The organism is Kluyvera sp. 1366 (assembly GCF_054823405.1).
Genome location: NZ_JBTRDW010000007.1, coordinates 158401 through 176211, shown reverse-complemented (window position 1 = coordinate 176211; position 17811 = coordinate 158401). Strand labels below are relative to the sequence as shown.

General features: G+C 51.5%; 23 protein-coding genes. 4 read left to right on the top strand and 19 right to left on the bottom strand.

What is annotated here, in order from left to right; genetic code table 11:
* Window positions 1-49 precede the first annotated feature (49 nt).
* From ACVLVH_RS17155 to ACVLVH_RS17130, 6 genes are read right to left on the bottom strand one after another with little or no spacing between them, the layout of a single operon-like run.
* A complete protein-coding gene (locus tag ACVLVH_RS17155) occupies window positions 50-523 on the bottom strand; it encodes a tail fiber assembly protein (RefSeq protein WP_255606562.1) in 474 nt (157 codons plus the stop codon).
* A 5-nt stretch (window positions 524-528) separates the two neighbouring features.
* Window positions 529-1830 carry a phage tail protein gene (locus tag ACVLVH_RS17150; RefSeq protein WP_498949875.1) on the bottom strand — a complete coding sequence of 434 codons (1302 nt, stop codon included), beginning with the start codon at window positions 1828-1830 and terminating at the stop codon, window positions 529-531.
* Window positions 1827-2435, bottom strand: a complete 609-nt coding sequence (locus ACVLVH_RS17145) for a phage tail protein I (protein WP_498949874.1) — start codon at window positions 2433-2435, stop codon at window positions 1827-1829. The genes ACVLVH_RS17150 and ACVLVH_RS17145 overlap by 4 nt, the downstream gene beginning before the upstream one ends.
* A complete protein-coding gene (locus ACVLVH_RS17140; protein ID WP_498949872.1) occupies window positions 2428-3336 on the bottom strand; it encodes a baseplate assembly protein in 909 nt (302 codons plus the stop codon). The genes ACVLVH_RS17145 and ACVLVH_RS17140 overlap by 8 nt, the downstream gene beginning before the upstream one ends.
* Before the next feature lie 4 nt (window positions 3337-3340).
* The gene (locus tag ACVLVH_RS17135; protein WP_498949870.1) at window positions 3341-3691 is read right to left on the bottom strand and encodes a GPW/gp25 family protein; all 351 of its coding nucleotides are present in this window, start codon (window positions 3689-3691) and stop codon (window positions 3341-3343) included.
* Window positions 3688-4278: a phage baseplate assembly protein V gene (locus tag ACVLVH_RS17130; protein WP_498949868.1), complete on the bottom strand. Its 591-nt coding sequence runs from the start codon at window positions 4276-4278 to the stop codon at window positions 3688-3690. The genes ACVLVH_RS17135 and ACVLVH_RS17130 overlap by 4 nt, the downstream gene beginning before the upstream one ends.
* Before the next feature lie 90 nt (window positions 4279-4368).
* On the opposite strand from ACVLVH_RS17130, the gene ACVLVH_RS17125 reads away from it, so the two are divergent.
* Entirely contained in the window at window positions 4369-5490 is a 1122-nt protein-coding gene (locus ACVLVH_RS17125; RefSeq protein ID WP_498949866.1) for a hypothetical protein, read from the top strand.
* Here the strand turns inward: ACVLVH_RS17125 and ACVLVH_RS17120 are convergent.
* From ACVLVH_RS17120 to ACVLVH_RS17070, 11 genes are all read right to left on the bottom strand, one after another.
* Window positions 5487-5936, bottom strand: a complete 450-nt coding sequence (locus tag ACVLVH_RS17120) for a phage virion morphogenesis protein (protein WP_498949939.1) — start codon at window positions 5934-5936, stop codon at window positions 5487-5489. The two genes, ACVLVH_RS17125 and ACVLVH_RS17120, sit on opposite strands and share 4 nt — an antisense overlap.
* Complete coding sequence (locus ACVLVH_RS17115) at window positions 5933-6400, bottom strand: phage tail protein (RefSeq protein WP_498949864.1); 468 nt, start codon at window positions 6398-6400, stop codon at window positions 5933-5935. The genes ACVLVH_RS17120 and ACVLVH_RS17115 overlap by 4 nt, the downstream gene beginning before the upstream one ends.
* Window positions 6333-6605 carry an Rz1-like lysis system protein LysC gene (gene lysC, locus ACVLVH_RS17110; protein ID WP_498949862.1) on the bottom strand — a complete coding sequence of 91 codons (273 nt, stop codon included), beginning with the start codon at window positions 6603-6605 and terminating at the stop codon, window positions 6333-6335. Before lysC ends, ACVLVH_RS17115 begins: the two co-directional genes overlap by 68 nt.
* Window positions 6508-6924 (bottom strand): Rz-like lysis system protein LysB, encoded by a 417-nt coding sequence (lysB, locus tag ACVLVH_RS17105; RefSeq protein ID WP_498949860.1) that lies wholly within the window; start codon window positions 6922-6924, stop codon window positions 6508-6510. The genes lysC and lysB overlap by 98 nt, the downstream gene beginning before the upstream one ends.
* A complete protein-coding gene (locus tag ACVLVH_RS17100; protein WP_498949858.1) occupies window positions 6921-7433 on the bottom strand; it encodes a lysozyme in 513 nt (170 codons plus the stop codon). Before ACVLVH_RS17100 ends, lysB begins: the two co-directional genes overlap by 4 nt.
* Window positions 7414-7629 (bottom strand): HP1 family phage holin, encoded by a 216-nt coding sequence (locus tag ACVLVH_RS17095; RefSeq protein ID WP_254773233.1) that lies wholly within the window; start codon window positions 7627-7629, stop codon window positions 7414-7416. Before ACVLVH_RS17095 ends, ACVLVH_RS17100 begins: the two co-directional genes overlap by 20 nt.
* A 9-nt stretch (window positions 7630-7638) precedes the next feature.
* Window positions 7639-7845 (bottom strand): tail protein X, encoded by a 207-nt coding sequence (locus ACVLVH_RS17090; RefSeq protein WP_222182366.1) that lies wholly within the window; start codon window positions 7843-7845, stop codon window positions 7639-7641.
* Entirely contained in the window at window positions 7842-8309 is a 468-nt protein-coding gene (locus tag ACVLVH_RS17085) for a head completion/stabilization protein (protein ID WP_498949855.1), read from the bottom strand. Before ACVLVH_RS17085 ends, ACVLVH_RS17090 begins: the two co-directional genes overlap by 4 nt.
* 91 nt (window positions 8310-8400) lie before the next feature.
* Complete coding sequence (locus ACVLVH_RS17080; protein WP_222210619.1) at window positions 8401-9069, bottom strand: phage terminase small subunit; 669 nt, start codon at window positions 9067-9069, stop codon at window positions 8401-8403.
* 3 nt (window positions 9070-9072) lie between these two features.
* Window positions 9073-10155, bottom strand: a complete 1083-nt coding sequence (locus tag ACVLVH_RS17075) for a phage major capsid protein, P2 family (protein ID WP_346594409.1) — start codon at window positions 10153-10155, stop codon at window positions 9073-9075.
* Window positions 10156-10201: 46 nt separating this feature from the next.
* On the bottom strand, window positions 10202-11047 hold the full coding sequence (locus ACVLVH_RS17070) for a GPO family capsid scaffolding protein (RefSeq protein ID WP_498949853.1): 846 nt from the start codon (window positions 11045-11047) through the stop codon (window positions 10202-10204).
* 145 nt (window positions 11048-11192) lie between these two features.
* Here ACVLVH_RS17070 and ACVLVH_RS17065 point away from each other — a divergent pair, with 145 nt between their 5' ends.
* Both ACVLVH_RS17065 and ACVLVH_RS17060 read left to right on the top strand, forming a co-directional pair.
* The gene (locus tag ACVLVH_RS17065) at window positions 11193-12956 is read left to right on the top strand and encodes a terminase ATPase subunit family protein (protein ID WP_498949851.1); all 1764 of its coding nucleotides are present in this window, start codon (window positions 11193-11195) and stop codon (window positions 12954-12956) included.
* On the top strand, window positions 12956-13981 hold the full coding sequence (locus ACVLVH_RS17060; RefSeq protein ID WP_498949850.1) for a phage portal protein: 1026 nt from the start codon (window positions 12956-12958) through the stop codon (window positions 13979-13981). The genes ACVLVH_RS17065 and ACVLVH_RS17060 overlap by 1 nt, the downstream gene beginning before the upstream one ends.
* A 39-nt stretch (window positions 13982-14020) precedes the next feature.
* Here ACVLVH_RS17060 and ACVLVH_RS17055 read toward each other — a convergent pair whose 3' ends face one another.
* On the bottom strand, window positions 14021-15094 hold the full coding sequence (locus ACVLVH_RS17055) for a hypothetical protein (protein ID WP_498949848.1): 1074 nt from the start codon (window positions 15092-15094) through the stop codon (window positions 14021-14023).
* 627 nt (window positions 15095-15721) lie between these two features.
* On the opposite strand from ACVLVH_RS17055, the gene ACVLVH_RS17050 reads away from it, so the two are divergent.
* Complete coding sequence (locus ACVLVH_RS17050; RefSeq protein WP_498949846.1) at window positions 15722-17167, top strand: hypothetical protein; 1446 nt, start codon at window positions 15722-15724, stop codon at window positions 17165-17167.
* Between the two features lie 80 nt (window positions 17168-17247).
* On the opposite strand, the gene ACVLVH_RS17045 is transcribed toward ACVLVH_RS17050, so the two are convergent.
* On the bottom strand, window positions 17248-17808 hold the full coding sequence (locus ACVLVH_RS17045) for a hypothetical protein (protein ID WP_498949844.1): 561 nt from the start codon (window positions 17806-17808) through the stop codon (window positions 17248-17250).
* Between the last annotated feature and the right edge of the window lie 3 nt (window positions 17809-17811).

Below are 17811 nucleotides of genomic sequence, written 5' to 3'. Positions count from 1 at the left end.
GGCCAACTATCGGACAGAAAAGGAAACCCTCACAAGGGGTATTAATAAGTTATTCAGCATCAAAAGCGCTGGGGTCTGCTGGCCAGTTTTCTAAAGGCTGTGTAATATCGGACTGGCTCAGCAACACACGATATTTCTTCATCGCGGTTAACATCTCATTATCTCCGTCTTTTTCCATACCAAACTCAATTGCATCCTGTAATGTCTGAATTTTTTCGCCTGCATCTTTCAGACGCGCAGATAAAATCGCTTTGCTGGCCTCAGCCGACAGAACAGCCACCATTGGCTTACCATGAACTATTTTGCTTTTAACGTACTGACAGTCTGGCCCGATAGATTCAAATTCCTGCTGCGTAATCTCTGCGAGTTTGCTCTCCGAATATGCGTCAGCTTGTTCAGGAGTGAAGGCGATTAGCATCCCGACTATGTATTTTTGGTCGTTTAAAGCGATAAAGTAGCGGTTCTCGTATGCGTGCGGCAGCTGCGTTGCTGTATCAGTGATTACTTCATTTTCATCGTTCATAATTATCACCAGAATGCTAATAAGTTAATGTTTAAAGGCCCGTCATTATTGTTATAGATGCCGCAATTATTTGGCCCAACACCGGTCAGCCACACGGAAGGAGCGCCATTTATTGCCCCTATAAGTACGCAGGGTGCAGCTGAAAAACCTGCAGGAAACGTCCAGGTGGCATTGGATTTTGCCCCAATAGTCATATTTGTTCGGCACCACTGTCCTCCGCCGGGAAGCTTGTTCCAGGCACCATTACCATTTGAGCCAGACTGAAATTGATCAAGCCGCACGGCATGCGCCCATGATGAAGCCTGAGCGATATCAAAGTTTTGATATTGATTTCCTGCAAGGTTGGCTTTGCCCGCAAGCCCACTATTGAGAAGTGAAACAGGTACTGCTGCATTGACGTCGCCTGGTGCGCTAAGTACCCAGAACTTTTGACTGGCATTTCCTGTCAGAGCCGCATACTTGGAAAGTGCCTGAACAAGCTGCCAGTTAGCCACGGCGCTGTGCTCTGTCGTGCCACCCAGCACGGCGAAGTCCTGATTAGAGTCCCCGCCATACCATGCCCGCTTGCCAAGTCCCGTGTTCATCTGCCCCCGGTTGACGACGTGTGCATCAGCACTTGCATCTTTAGCTGCAAACTGCTCGTTTGCATTTCCGTTAAGTAGTGCTTTTTTGCTGACTTCTGTCATCACGGATTTAACAGCTTTAGAGGTTGCTGCCTGCGTTTCGCTGTCACTATCTGTCGCATTACTGAGCTGAATTTTTTTCAGATACTGCGTGTGTGGATCTGAATCATCTACGTGTTCTTTCAGAAGCTTATCGGAATACGCTTTGACCAAAATTACCGCGTCATCTACATATTTGCGCGTCGCCAGCACCACGGCGGGATCGATTTTCAACGTCACTGCACTGGAGCTGTTGACGATGATAATCATGCGTACCGTCTGCGTGCGCCCGCTGCCCTCGGCAAGCTGCGGCTTGTAGGTCTCGGCGCAGTTCGCCACCGCAATCAGCACGCCGTCTGCGTCATACAGCCCAATCTCACGAATCCAGAAACCGCCCTCGCTCTCCGGGATTATCTGCTCGGCAATAATCTGGCTGTTGTTCGCCGCGTCAATCGACAGTGAGTTAAGCTGTGCGCGGCGTTTCTCGCCGATAAGTTTCGTCTGCGCCGGGTCTGGCGTCGGCAGCGTGCCGCCGCCGTCACCAACAGCCATTTCCTTAAGGTCTACTTTAGTGCCGAGCGCGGCAGCGTTCGCCAGCTTAGCCGCGCCCTGATTGGTCAGCAGGGCAAAATATTTTGTCGTCATGCGCTCACTTCCGTCAGGTCGATAAGATGCACCGCCGCACCGGAATACACCGGCCCGCCGACGCTGATTAGTTCTGGGGTGTAGGGATAAACGGTCAACTCGTCGCCGCTGTAGCTGGCGACAGCAACCGGGATTGCGCCGTTTGCATCGAGATTGATAGACAGCCCGATCAGATGGCGGCTGCACGGCTTTGCATCCGTAATTAACCGTTCCAGCTCGTTGTACATTTCTTCGGTAATGCCGGTATCCAGCACACCCACATCAAGCCGGAATGTGCCTGGCGTTTCGTTAGTCTTCCACCATTCGATAACGCGGATCAGATAGCCCAGCGGCTCAACCACGCGACGGATTGCGCCGATGGTTCCTTTATGGCGATGCACGTATCGCGCTGCCGCCACAACTGCGCGCTTAGTTGATTCACTCCAGCCAGAATCCCAGCGGTCAACAGACCATGCCCACGCCAGATAGGGCAATAACTGCACCGGGCAGGTTTGCGGGTTCCATAGCTGGCGCAGTGGCACATTCATCGTGCTGAGAGTTGCCAGCGCTTCAGCGGCTGCAACTTCCAGTGACGACGAGCCAGTGGGCAACAGTCGATCATTCATCCGAGCCTCCCACGGTCAGCGTGTAGCCGGTGCAATATGCCGCCTGCGTTTTGTCGAGCACCACGTCAGCGACAGGTTGAATCAGGTTTACTCGCTGCACACCTTCAACATGGATAGCCGCATATAACGCCGACAGGCGAATATCGCGCCCCAGCCGTTTTTGTGCCGTCACGTAGGCCGCGAGCTTTGCCTCTGATGCCGCGCGGATGGGTTCAGCCTCCGGCCCCGGATAGAGATAAAGCTCAGCTTCGATGGCGTAATCAACGATCTGCGCCGACTGTACGCCTACGCGGTCAGCCACGGGGCGTACGTTCTCATCGTTTAGCGCGGCATCCACCACAGCCAGCAGGTCATCGGCAGCGGTGCCATTACCCTCGCGCGCCAGCACAGTTACCGTGACAACGGCGGGCGATGGACTGATGGCGGACGCATCCGCCACTCTGCCGTCAGCGCTTCTGGCGTGGTACTCATATGCTCCAGTTGGCCCGGCAACGCTTAAGCCTTCGAATGCAGCGGCGATACGGGCGCGAAAATCATCATTACTTTCCATCACCGCTGCCGTGGGCGGGATAGTCGTTTCATCTGCCGCTGTAATGGTCAGGCGTTCAACGCCGTTATTCGCACCGAGTTGGTCGAGGTCGTCGTCAAGTGCGTAAGCCACCATGACCGCCTTAGCCGCTTCGTTAATGCGCTGTCGCAGAATCACTTCGCGATAGGCATTTTCCTGCAGCAGTTTCACGATGGGTTCAGATTCAAGCGCCAGCGTGCGGGCGACTGCGGCCTGCTGTTCTTCCGGGTAGAGAGAAATCAACGTGGCTTTGCGCTCGGCCAGCAGGATTTCATAGTCCAGCGTTTCCACCACATCGGGCGCGGGTAGCTGGCTCAGGTCGATAGTTGCCATATTCTCAGCTCACAGGAACGGTTAAGGAAAAAGGTTGCGCCGTGTCGGCGCGGTTGCCGGTCAGCTCAACCACCATGCCGCCGTTGAAATCAAAATCGAAATTGATGCCGGTGAGTTTTACCCGCGGCTCCCACTGCAGGATCGCCATATAACAGGCGGACATAATCTGCAGACGGAGCGATTCGTTTTGCGGCTGGTCAATCAACGCCGACAGCAGCGAGCCGTACTTGCGCCGCATCACCCTTGAGCCAAGCGGCGTTAAAAGAATGTCGCGCACTGACTGGCGGATGTGGTCAAGGTCGTTAAGCGCCTCGCCGGTCTCCCGGTTCATGCCGACGTATTTCGCTGTCGTCATTCAGGGCCATCCGTTCTGCTTCCACCGCGCTGCACGCCGCCGTGATCGTGGTCATCCACAACAACGCCATTCGAATCGAACTTTCCGCCACTGTGCTCGACGTTGCCGGTCATCTTGCCGCCCTCTGAAAACTCAAACGTTTTTGCTTTCAGGTGCGCCGAACATTCAACTTCGGGCGTGCTCAGCAGAATTTTTACTGCCGCCTCAATGGTAGCGGTCTGTATGCCTGTTGCTTTGAGTGCGCCGGTTTCCGGCTCATACTCAATCACCGCGCCGTCAGGGAATGACCAGTGCAGAGCGTCAGCGGATGCAGATGGTGCGGGATTTTCATCAGAGAAGATCCCCGGCAGCACAAACCCGGTATCGAGTTCACCGCCGAGGCATAGAACGAGCACCTGCTCACCCACCGATGGCGCATTCCATGAACGGGTTTTACCCGCACGCGCAGACAGCCAGTGAAGCCAGCCGGTTGTGTTGCTTCCTGTATCCACGCGGCATAACCCGTCGTCCAGTTTTACGGCGGACACGGTGCCAATGCGGATCAGGTTGCGCAGCAGGCGCAGGATTTCAGTGATTTGCTCATTCATGTATGCATAATGAAAGCCAGAAACTCACTCAGCAATTACATGATGTTTGCTCTGCGATGAGCAAACGGAATCCATAATGGAAGGATTAAAATGAGAGTCTCATTTGCCGATAGCAAATTCAAAGATGCAATAAACGCATATGTCAGAATTTTGAACGGACAATCTCACTCAGGTGATTTCGAGAAATATCGAAATCAATATATAAGTTATATTTTAAAAAGCATTAGCAACAACCCATATTCATGGGATAAGAGAACCCCCTTCAATGGAGGTTACATCTCAGAGCAGCTTTTAATTAAATTAAATGAAGCAAGTATGGTTAACTCTGAAATAAATCAGATTTATTCTATGCTACTTCGTTTTTTTATAGAAGAATATATTAACAACCCTACAGATGTTTATCCTGAATACCAAAAAATCAGGTCATTTTCATACGACCACATGAACTTGTTTGGAGAGGAGCCTTCAGAGCAGATTCATTACGCTTTGTCTGAAATGAATACGTCGATACTTAGATCTCTGATGATAAGCGAAGACTTATCTTCAATCAAAGAGGCAGGGAATTTAAAGAAAATCATTGAAGACCTTCATTCTCAATGGAATGAAGATTTAGAAGTAAAGAGCAAAAAAATTCATGACCTTAATTTTGAATGGCAAAATGAACTTAATGAAAAAGAAGAGCGCGTTAGACAGCTACAGGAGGCTTTAGATTCACAAAGAAACGCATTTAACTTTGTTGGATTATACAGTGGGTTTGAATCGCTGGGACAAATAAAAAAAGGCCAATTGAAATGGGCGAAATTCTTTCTCATTCTTCTTGGTGTTTTATTACCTTTAGTGATTATTGCTGAATCAATAAGTTTTTACGGAAGCCAAAAGGAAATAAAATCCCTTTATGATTTCATGTCCCTCTTGCCCGCGGCATCCCTGACGATAATCTTAGTATATTACTTCAGGATATCATTAGGGAATTATAATTCAATTAGAGCACAAATAATGCAAATTGATTTAAGGAAAAGTTTATGCCAGTTCATCCAAAGCTATGCTGAATACAGTTCCGGCATAAAAAGCACCAATTCAAGTTTACTTGATAAGTTTGAAGATATTGTTTTTTCAAACATAATGTCATCTGAGGATAAAATTCCATCCACGTTTGATGGAGTAGAGCAAATAGCCACATTAATTACCGCGCTAAAAGGCAAAAGTAGTTAATTAGTAAGCTGTTCAATAATGACCTGTTGAATCATAAGCAGGTCATTTTCATTTACGCCCATGAGCGGACGTTCCTCATACTTTAAATCTTTGCCATTGCGCGATGGCCGGTCTCGCAGCCCATAATGATGCACCCGCGCCATTCTCTGCACGCGTCCGGTAAACTCAATTACCGCCTCATTTGAGGTTGCCTGCGCTTTCATGTATTTCGCGGTGCGGAGTTTGGCGAACATCTCACGCCTAACCCGCCCCTTTTTGCTGCGAATGGGCTGTGCCTTGCGCGGCTTAAAGGGCGTGCCGTCCGGAGCCTGCTGGCGCTTGATATTCTGCTGCTGACTGGCGCGCAGCTTCTTCGCGATGTTGCGCGCCATCTCTTTGCGTGAGGACGGTGAAAGATTACCAATCAACGCATTCAGCCTGTCATTGACCAGTTGTAAGTCACTCATGGTCGCCACTCACTAACCAGATCACCGCCTGCATAGAGCTGCAAGGGGCGCGAGTTGTTCTCCGGTATTGGATTTTCACCAACGTGATTAACGTGCAGTGCATCACCCACGCATTTGACGATCACCCGTTCGCTCAGTTGCAGGTCAATACTGATATCGCTGGCCGTGTCGCTGATGACGTCCGCCTTGAACGTGAAGCCGGTCTGCTGCTTTTCTTTTGTCGCCATGATGTCGGGTTCATTTACACGCAACCATTCCAGCATCGGCACAATCAGCAGATCGATATCGCCGGTGTAGTCAGTGATCACCATGTTCAGCCGGTACTGATATTCAAACGACAGCGAGGTGGCGAGCGTTGACACGATACGTCCGCTGTCGATAAATACATTCAGGCTGTCAGGGTTGCGCTGCAGCAGCGGCACGCTGTCGGTCAGCGCCTTGCGGAGTTGTTGGGGTTTCAGCATCGTGTTGCTCCTGGCACTCTTTAATGATTTCGACCTGCAGCCCGCATGAGGCGAGCGCCGCCTCAAGCTGCCGGTTATCCGCCGCCAGATCGCCCGCCGTTCTCAGGTTATTTCCCGGCACCGGGCAGCTTGTCACGCGCGGACAGCCAATCCAGATAATCTCTGGCGCTGGTGAAGGCGGGACGGGTGTGCAGCCTGATAACATCGTCAGGCAAAGCAGTAACAGACCAGTCACGGAGTATCGGGTTTGCATCGGTTTCCCTCTGTATAAGTGCCTCTCGATTCAGCGCTCCGGCGCTGGCTTTGCCCTGCATCAGCCGCAGCGTGGCTTCGCGCTTCTGCCTTTCGTTGTTTTCAGTTTTAAGCCGGGTGATGGCTTTATCCCGGCTCTCGATACCGGCGGACAGTGTGCCGATAACCCGCTGCGCGTCCGCCAGCTCATCGCTGGCAACCGTCCAGCGCCAGCCGGTTAACGCCAGCGCCAGCAGCGCTACGGCTAAAAGCGTTCCCGTAATGCGGATCACAACGCCCCCTTAAGGCACCATGCCAGTTCGCGCACGCGCCGGTTATCCAGTCCCTGATTAAACACGCCTTTCACGTATACCCAGCGCGGCAACTGATAGCAGGCTTCGCGCCAGCGGCTCTGGTTCAGCAGCTTCACCATCGTTGAGCTGCAGGCGTTGCCTGTACCGACGTTGAAGGCAAGCGACACCACGGCGTCATACACCTTTTGCGGCACCTTCACGAACAGGCAGCGCGTTAACGCCTTTTCCGTGCGGAGCACGTTGGCGATAAAGGTTCCTGCGGCCTGCCGTTCTGTGATGCTCTTGCCCGGCACCACGCCAACCGTGTTGCCGATGCCGTCCGTCCATTTGTCCGCGTCGCATTTGTACGGACTCAGGCGACAGCCCTCGTAATCGGCGATAAGTTTCAGCCCCTCAATCGAAGTGTGTAGTTGCTGAAAGCCCGGCAGCGTGGCGGCAATCGCCAGCACCACGCCAACCGAGCAGCGCTTAACGGTTTGCAGATTCATAGTCACTCCGGCTGATGCGGCCCGTTGCAAAGAGCTGGTAGGTTTTGCGGCGGTAATACCAGCTCACCAGAAACATGCCGACGCCGAGCACCATGCCGAGAATGGTCGCCACGTCCTGCAAATCCCATTTACCGAGCCAGCCCATCACCACGGCAATGCTGTAGGTGATAAAGGCGCTGATGCGCTCCATCGTGATGTTCATGATTCAGTCCCAAAGGTTAACGGTCTCACCCGTTGACGATTCCGGCAGCTCAGGCAGATCGACCGGCCAGCCGTGTGGCAGTATCGGCCCGGCGTCGGCGAGGCCGGGGTTAGCATCAAAGACCGATTCAGTTACCTGCTCTGTGCGCCCGTAATGGCGGTAACAGATATCGTCGACGGTATCGCCCTGCAGCGCGTAAACCCGCGTCACAGCAGACTCACGATGCAGTTAGGGTGCTCACCGACGCGACTGATGCTGAACCGCGCGTCTCGCCAGTATTCGTCGGCGCTGGCTTCAACGTCTCCGGCCTTCTTCGTGCCGCTGGCGTCATAGCCTCGATAGCGCTCGGCAATGGTGGCGGCGGTGATCGCCTCGACGGCGGCGAGGTAGTGCGTGATTTTTTCGCTCACGCCGTCCAGCGCTTCCGCCGGTACGTCAGCAAGCGTTTTGAAGCCCGCCGCCATCTGGTCGGCGCGCCAGCCGTACAGCTCGGCGTTCACTTCGCTAATCGCCGTTTTCACCGCCAGCCGCAGGCGCTGCGCGGTGACGGTTCCCTCATAGCGCAGTGACTCGCGCAGCTGCTGCAGGTCTATATCAGGCCAGAAAAAGGTGTTCTTTACCGGCGGCTCGGCAGTCTCTGCCGGTCGCTGTGCTGCTATTACCAGCGTGCTCATAGTTGGCCTCAGAAATAGGTGGGCGGTGGAGGACGGCGCAGGCACTGAAAGTGCGTTGCCGTCCTGCCGCCCTGCGCGGGGTCGCGTCCGGTCAGCGGCTGGCCTGCGCCTGCTTTTTCATGGCAGTTGCCAGCCGCTCTATGTCTTTTTTCACGCCGCAGCCCTCATGCAGCTGCAGCGCGCGTTTCAGGTGATGCATGGCTTCCAGAGTCCCGCCCGAATCGCGATACACATACCCGGCGATTTTGTGCAGCTTGGCGCGCACCTGATCGGGCATGTCTTCGGCGTCGGTCAGCCGGATGGTTTCAAGCAGCGGCGCAATATCGACCGCCTCTTTTGCCGTCCAGGCGCGTGTCGCGGCGCTGGCAACTTCTTCGGCCAGCAGATACGGCAGGCTGTCTCGTTTAAATCCGTCGGGCGGCACCAGACCGTGCGTTAATGCGTAACGGGCGATTTCGAGCGCGCCGGTTACGTCGCCTGTGTCCAGCCGCCAGATCATGACGGTCATCACGATGGCATCCTGCGCGCCGCGCCCGCTGTTCATCACGCCTGCAATCCACGGCAGGTAGTCGGGCAGGAGCTGGCGCTTTAGCTCAGCCTTGCGCTCTACCGAGTGGACTTTCTTCAGGCGGCGCTTGTCCTCGTTGAGTTTCACGAGCATCTGCTCATAGCCGGTGGCGTGGCGCAGCGGGTTCGCATCCCGCTGCGATTCGGTTTCGGCCTGGACGCGCATCCGGTGACGGCGGGCGGGACTCAGCATGCGTTACTCTCCCGCTGCCGGGGTTTCGGTGGTGGCTGCAGCCGGTTCGCTGAAATCACCGAGTTCGATGTTTTCAATCACGCAGCCCGCCGCGTAGTCCTCCACCACGTAATCCTCGTTAGCGGATTCGTAGTTTTCGATGCGGTCACGCTTCGGCACCTCTTCGATGTGGCGGCGCTGCGTGCCCTCCTGCCAGTAAATCGACAGGTTATCGGTGCGGGTGATCATCATGGCGTTGGCCGGGAAGTACGGCACGCGGACGGCTGGCAGGTTGCCGATGCGCTTCTGGCTGATGATGACGTCAGCGGCAAGCTGCTCGGTGTTCGCCTGGTCTTTGTTCACAATCGGGAAATACTTGTCGGCCAGAAGCTGACGGCCAACGATGACGACCAGCTCCGGGTCTTCCTGATACCACGGCTCGATCAGGTTGTTGGTGGCATCCATTACCAGCGCGTCGAGGTTGGCGTAGTCGCCGTCTTTGCCCACGCGGATTTTGGGCGAAATCACCGTGCCGTCTTCCTCGGTGATTTTGCTCATCACGCGGCTCGGCGCTTCGTTGCGGTACTTCTGCAGCCAGCCCACCGCAACGTCCTGCAGCATCGGGTTGGCTGCGCGATTGGAGGTTTTCGCGCGGTGCGTGCCGTTAAAGCCGATCATGATGCGGTCCAGCGCCTGTCGCTGGATGATGGAATCGCGTAAGCGGGTCTGGAAATCGTCATAACGCGCCCACAGGTCGAGCGTGTTGTAGCGGATGTGGAAATCGAAGTTGACCTGCGCGCACTCATAGCCCTGGCTGTCGAGCGAAGAGAAATCAGCGGTTTCGCGCTCGTCGCCGCCAGCGGTATCGGTGGTGCTGGCAATAGAGCCGGACACACCGACGCCGATTTTCTCGCCTTTCATTTCCGGCACCGGCACGATGTTGATGCGGGTCAGAAACGCAGACGACTCCTGAACGCGGGTCATCAGCTTCTGCGTGACGGACGGCTCGACGCTGAATTTCTTGTTCATATCGTCGATTTCTACGCCGTTCAGCTCGGCGACGCGGGACATGTAGGCGTTAAATTTAAAGCGGGTATTCTTGCGCATTGGCGCTCCTGTTAATCAGTAATCGGGGTTTCTCAGGCCGGGCTTATCAGCAGTCGGTCTGTACGCTGCCTTTGTTGTCGCCGCCGGTCGCAGGCGGGCGACGGTTAAAGCCGCCGTCAGTTTTCGCCAGCGTCTCCTGCAGGGTGCTCAGCGCTTCGCGGTCTTTACCGGCTTCCAGCTCCAGCGCCACGATGCGTTCGGAAAAGGTTTTTTCCAGCGCGGACACCTGCTGCGAATGGGTTTCGCCGTTCTTCTGCACCTGCTCCGCAACGGCTGTAACCGCCGCGTTCACGTCGCTAAAGCGCTCGTCGTCGGTTTTTTCTTTGCGGGTAAACAGCTCTTTCACGCGGGACAGCAGCGACGGGCCTGCGTCGGCTTCGTCGTAAAACTCGATCAGGGTTTCTTCGGCGGCGGTAAACAGGTTTTCTTTGTCCTGCTTGCGGGACGCCAGCGGGCTGGCTTTGGCGGTGGCGCTGAAGCTCAGGTATTCCGTGCCGAGGCTTGCCGGATCGTCGGTCACGGCCAGACCAATCAGATAGGCTTCGCCGGTGTCGGAGAATTTCGGGTTCACTTCAATCGAGGTGTAAACCTTCTGGCGTGCTTTAGTCAGCTCGACCAGCTCAGGCGTGGGATCGATATAGCCAAACAGCGCGAGCTTGCCCGCCAGCGGCCCTTCGGTGATTTCTTCGGCTTCGACCTTCGTGACGTCACCAAAGCGGCGGAACGTGCTGTCGGCGGCATAGCCTTTGATGTGTTCCATGTTGACGCGTGCGCCGTACACAGTGGGGTCATAGTTTTTCGCCATCTGCGAAATCCAGTCGCGGGAAATCTCGCGGCCGTCGGTGGTTGCGCCCTGCACAGCGATGCGGAAACGCTTTGCTTTAGTTGCCATTAATCAGGCTCCGGTCAGTGGATTGGTTCGGTTCGGGGCCAGTTTCACCGCCGCCACCCAATCCCTCAACGCATGCCCGCCCGCTCATACATCAGCAAACAGCGAGTGCAGGCACGCCCAATTTGCCACCGGTAGCCTTACCGGCATGAACATGACACCCGGCACCATCATCAGCGATCCGCGCCGTCAGGCTGCGCTGCTTTACTGGCAGGGATTTTCCGTGCGCCAGATTGCGGAGACGCTTGGACAGAAAACGCCGACCGTGCAGAGCTGGAAGCTGCGCGACGAGTGGGAAAGCATCGCGCCCATCAGTCGCGTGGAAGCCAGCATGGAAGCGCGGTTGATTCAGCTCATCATGAAAGAGGTTAAGGGGAACGGTGATTACAAAGAGATAGACGCGCTCGGGCGTCAGATTGAACGGCTGGCACGCGTCGAGCGCTACCGCAGCAGCGGTAACGAGGCGGATCTCAATCCCAATGTGCGCAACCGCAACAAGGGTGAGCGCCAGCCGGTGATTAAAAACGTCTTCAGCGACGAGCAGACCGATAAGCTCACCGGCCTGTTTATGGAGGGCTGCTTTGCGTATCAGCTCGGCTGGCATCAGGCCGGACTCGCGCACCGCATCCGCAATATCCTCAAATCCCGCCAGATTGGCGCAACGTTCTACTTTGCCCGTGAGGCGCTGATCGATGCGCTAACCACCGGGCGCAACCAGATTTTCTTATCCGCCAGCAAGGCACAGGCGCACGTCTTCAAAAACTACATACTCGACTTTGCCCGTCAGGCTGATGTTGACCTGAAAGGCGATCCGATTGTGCTGCCTAACGGCGCACGCCTGATATTCCTCGGCACCAACGTGCGCACCGCGCAGAGTTACACCGGCAATCTGTACCTGGATGAATATTTCTGGATACCGAAGTTTCAGGAGCTGCGCAAAGTTGCCAGCGGCATGTCGCTGCACAAAAAGTGGCGCACGACCTACTTTTCCACGCCGTCGAGCCTGTCACACAGCGCTTATCCGTTCTGGTCTGGCGAGCTGTTCAACAAAGGGCGCCGTAACAAAGATGAACGCATCGAGCTGGATCTCTCGCATTCACACCTGGCGAAAGGCGCGCTGTGCGGCGACGGCCAGTGGCGGCAGATTGTCACGGTTGAGGATGCGCTGACCGGCGGCTGCAACCTGTTCGATATCGATCAGCTGCAGCTCGAATACAGCCCGTCGGAGTATCAGAACCTGCTGATGTGTGAATTTGTCGACGACGAGGCCAGCGTGTTTCCGTTCGCCGAGCTGCAGACCTGCATGGTCGACAGCCTGGAAGAATGGACGGACTTCAACCCGTACGCGCTGCGCCCGTTCGATTATCGCCCGGTGTGGATGGGTTACGATCCTTCGCATACCGGCGACAGCGCCGGATGTGCCGTTATTGCGCCGCCGCTGGTTAAGGGTGGCAAGTTCCGCGTACTGGAGCGCCATCAGTGGCGCGGCATGGACTTCGCCGCGCAGGCGCAGTCGATTAAGCAGCTCACCGAAAAATACACCGTGGAATACATCGGCGTGGATGCGACCGGCATCGGTCAGGGCGTGTTTCAGCTTGTTCGACAGTTCTTCCCGGCGGCGCGCGAAATCAAATATTCACCCGAAGTCAAAACCGCAATGGTGCTGAAAGCAAAGGACACCATCAGCAGCGGGCGACTCGAATACGACGCAGGCCAGACCGACATCACGCAGTCGTTTATGGCGATCCGCAAAACCATGACCGCCAGCGGCAACCGTTCAACCTACGAAGCCAGCCGCAGTGAAGAGGCCAGCCACGCCGACGTCGCCTGGGCAATCATGCACGCACTGCTTAACGAACCGCTAACCGCTGCCAGCGGCGGCGATAACCCTTCATTTATGGAATTCTACTGATGAGCAAACGCAAAGACCGCAGAGCATTCACGGCCCAATCGCAACCATCACCGGCAGTGCCACAACCATTCGAGGCGTTCAGCTTCGGCGAGCCAACGGCGGTACTGGATAAGCGCGATATCATGGATTACACCGAATGCATCCATAACGGGCGCTGGTACGAGCCGCCGGTCAGCTTTCACGGTCTGGCGAAAAGTCTGCGCTCGGCTGTGCATCACAGCTCGCCGCTCTACGTGAAGCGCAACATTCTGGCGTCAACCTTTATCCCGCATCCGCTACTGAGCCAGCAGGAGTTCAGCAAGTTTGCGCTGGATTATCTGGTGTTTGGCAACGCCTTTGCCGAGCTGCGCCGCAACACGCTCGGCCAGCCGCTACGACTGGAAACGTCACCGGCCAAATATACGCGGCGCGGCGTGGAAGATGGGGTGTACTGGTTTGTGGGGGAATGGAAGGAGGCGCACCAGTTCGACGCCGATCAGGTGTTCCACCTTATCGAACCGGATATTAATCAGGAGCTGTACGGCCTGCCGGAATATCTCAGCGCGCTAAACTCGGCCTGGCTGAATGAGTCGGCTACGTTGTTCCGCCGCAAGTATTACCAGAACGGCGCGCACGCCGGATACATTCTCTACATGACCGACGCAGCGCAAAGCAGCAGCGACATTGAGCGCATGCGGCAGGCGATGCGCGACACTAAAGGGATCGGCAACTTCCGCAATCTGTTTATGTATGCACCAAACGGCAAGCCGGACGGCATTAAAATTTTGCCGCTTAGCGAAGTGGCTACGCGGGATGATTTTTTCAACATAAAGAAGGCAAGCCGCGATGACCTGCTCAGCGCGCATCGCGTGCCGCCGCAGATGATGGGGATTATCCCGGATAACACCGGCGGGTTTGGTGACGCGGTTAAGGCGGCGCAGGTGTTTGTGAGGAATGAACTGACGCCGTTGCAGGAGCGGATGAAAGAAATGAATTCTTGGGCTGGAGATAATATAATTTCATTTCAACCTTATTCACTGCAATAAATCTTTTATATATTAGGCCAATTTAGCTGGCCTAATAAATCAGTCATATTTTAATTCACCGAACAAACCTATCATTAAATCATCATCTAATACTTCAAATGGAAGCTCAAGATATTCGTCAGGGTGTCTTGGCTTTGCTTTTCCATCATGAGGCGCATTCTTAGTATGACCTTGAACACATTCGCCATTTTCCTTTATATATGGAAAAACCACTATTCGACCATGATTCTTAGAAATAATTGTTCCTTCATGCCATATTGTCTCACCACTTTTAGATGATTCGTTACTATTTGACTCTTTGACAATCCATCCAACATTTCCTTTTTCTTCGTACCAAAAAACGAACCCTCCAGCCATCAGAACTTTTTGTCCTCTCAACTTCGCCTCTGCAAGCAATCTTTTTACACTGGCTAGTTGAAGCAATTCATTTGCTCGTGGCAATAAAAATCTTCTAATTTCGGCTTTAGTCTTTCCCCAGTTATCTCCACCAGATAAACCAAAGGCACGAGCTATTATTTCTCTATGAGCTATATTTGCTGTTCTGTCATTTCTAACATATCTATCTTGCCAGAGGTTGTTGTGAGTATCGCTTGGTGCCAATCCTAATATTCTTCTGTTTTTTCTTAGGTGAGCAATTCGGATTAGGGGGTTTTTGTTTAATTCACCAACCAGCTCACTTAAGATTTCATCCTTATCAGATGAAATATAATATGACGACAAGTTAACGTCATGTATTGTTGGTCTAGGCGTTGCCTCTAATTTCTTTTGAGCAACCGACAACATTAGCTCTTCTTCTTTTAGTAGTCGGGAACGAGAAGTTACAGCCTTATCAGCCCTTAGTAATAACGAGGACTTTATATCATCACTACAATCCAATAAGTTAATGGTCTTAACTAGCCCTTCATTTATTTCGGTGGCAGCTTCATTTGCTTTTTCAAAACTATCGTAAGAAATAACTCTCATGTACTCTTTATAATCATCAAATCTTTTCCTCCACCTGAATGAAGAATCGTTATTGCTCGAATAATTAAATAGTACCCAATCACCAAGCAGAGGGCGAAAGGTTGGATACACAGCGATTATGAACTCAGAGGGATTTCTAACAATTATCATAAAAGTTCCTTAGTTAATAATATTAAGTCCTCAAAAATAACTAATAAATTTTTTAGAATAGATGAATCGCCTCTACATTGTAAGCATTTACCCCACTAGCGCGCAATGCTTTCCCCGCCACGCCTGCCCGCTTTATCATGCGGTTTTCATGCACTTGCATGACATAGACGAAAGACCGTCAGAACTGGTGGGCCGAGGGTCTAGCGCTCCTATTCGAATCATGCGGATTCATGCGGCATAGTCATGCACTCTCCACTCCAGTTTGGAGTCGTCTACAGAAGCGGGTTTGTGGGCGCCTTACCCCTCTGCTTCACAACGACCTTCTGAGCGCGCACCGCGTACCGCCGTAAATGATAGGAATTCATTCCGATAGCACCGGCGGGTTGGGTTATGCGGTAAAGGCGGCGCAGATGTTTGTGAGGAATGAACTGACACTGCGGCTAGAACGGATGAAAAGATAAATTATTGGATAGGGTATGAAGCCGTCTCATTCAAGCAGTACATATGTAGCAATCCATCTCAATTGAGTTAAGAAGTTGATGCTCACACATGCATCCAATCAAGGAGTGGCTTTTTTTTGGATTTGTTTTATCTTGTTTGAGAAGCCATGCAGATTAAAGGATTATCATGAAAAACTATAATACTCGGATAGACCCAAGGCTAGTTTCAATATGGGAGCGTATTAAATCCTTACCTGAATTAAATACTTTACCGACAGAATATATTTACAAGCTTGCACTAGAAAAAGGCTTAACAGTTATTGAAATAAAAGACGTTACATTTGGTAGTTTTATAACAGTACCTGGAATTTCGCTCAGTACAAATTCAGGTAAAGTTATCTATCCAAGGATCAGAGCTAAATCATTAGATTTTTACACTGAAAGCATAGCTCCAAGAAAGGAAATGTCAAATTTTTGGCGCTCAGTTGATTGGTTCGTTCCAGCATATGTCACAAATGGCGATATTCATGATGCATTTAAAACAGCAGGGGTTGACCCTGGAAATTTCCGTCTGCGGTCCGACAGCTTTAATCAAAAGCAATTCGATTATGCCATGCCTAGTATTTATAGCGTTGGTCAAATGGTTTTAGTCGTAAATCAAATATTACCTAAGTCAGAAATCATAAAAAAACACCTCCCAATAATTAAAGAGTCAATGCTTGCTTTTTACAGCGGAATGAGAGTGGCTGCGATAGCTTCTCTCATTCCAATAATGGAGGACATTTTAAGATCCCTCGTAATTGAAGGTGACAAATCCGATGACTTAATTACCAATATAAATAAATGCATTGATGCAGCCTGTATGACAGCATACAAGATGGATATAGATTATGTTGATTGGGTCCCAAATGAATATGCATCAAATGAATTTTTAAAATCTACAAATGAAAGAGTTTTTATACTTGAAAGCATTCGAGCTTGGCTATTAGACAGTTTTTACATTGACAGCAAGAAATATTGTAATGAATCTGGTTTTAATCGGCATCATTTTGCGCATGCATTATCTGATATTTGGCACAAAAATACGAATTTCTTTCGAGCCATTGGACTCATTCAAGCGCTGGCATTTGTTGAGTGTTTTGCTCACCCAGATAGTAAAATTAGTATTTTTTTACCTAAACCAAATGAAACGACAAAATCATTTCATATAGAAATAATTGCTTGCACTCAAATGCAAATGCAAAAAAATTTAATTATAAATAAAATCCAAAGTGAAAACGGGCTGCCTCATAGTGTTACAGCATCGGATGATGGCTGGTTACTAAGATCTGCAATATTGAGTGATTTAATGGATAAGGAAATAATTAGATCGTTAAGAAATAATGGATGGCAATGTGGTGATTTTATAGACCCAGTAAAGGATGGTGAGTACATAACAGTCAAAGCCTTTAAAAATGGTGAATCTATAAAAATTGCCCTTCTGTATTCTTGCGCATCTTCGCGGCAACTTTATGAAAAGCTATCAATAGATTGTGATGCAATTCTTTTCCATGGGGCAGCTTATCATATGAAGGAATATGCGGGGGCAGTTGAAAACGTTTATCCTTTGAATGCATGGATTGCCCCTATGTAAACAATAAACATGCTTACCTTGTAGCGCGCAATGCTTTCCCTGCCATGCCAGTCTGCTTATTGGATCATTTAATACATTAGCTAACCTAAGCTCAACTTACCCCGGCGGTGTAGCTCAGACACCGTGAAAAAGGCTGATTTAAGGGCAAGGAAATATGTTGCATTAACTAATCTAATAACATCTGGATTTATACTATAGTTCTCACTTCCGAGAAGCTTAGATCCAGAATCGAAGTAGCTTGCAACTTCTTTTGCATTCAGAGGGCCATCATTTGTAATATCCTCCAACGGGATTTTACCAACGACGCTTTCGAATTCAGAAATATCTTTTTCAGTTAAGCAATAGTCAAGCTTGTGAGCAAAGCTATTACGGATTCCTGAAAGCCTGTTTATAGCAATAATGATTGATTCAGGAAGACCAAGAGTTTTTGCAACATTTAATTTAAAATGCTGCTTTTGCTTTTTATCTAAGAAAAGATCGTGATATTCCTCATGAGACACTTCCTTGATGTAAACATTCGTGAAGTTTTCCATGATAAGAGTCAGATTAAGCACAACAGATAAAACATCATTATTCTTAATTAACCTCTCATATCTTTTATTATCTACAAAAACTTTAAAGTCATGATTTAAAGGTATCATTTT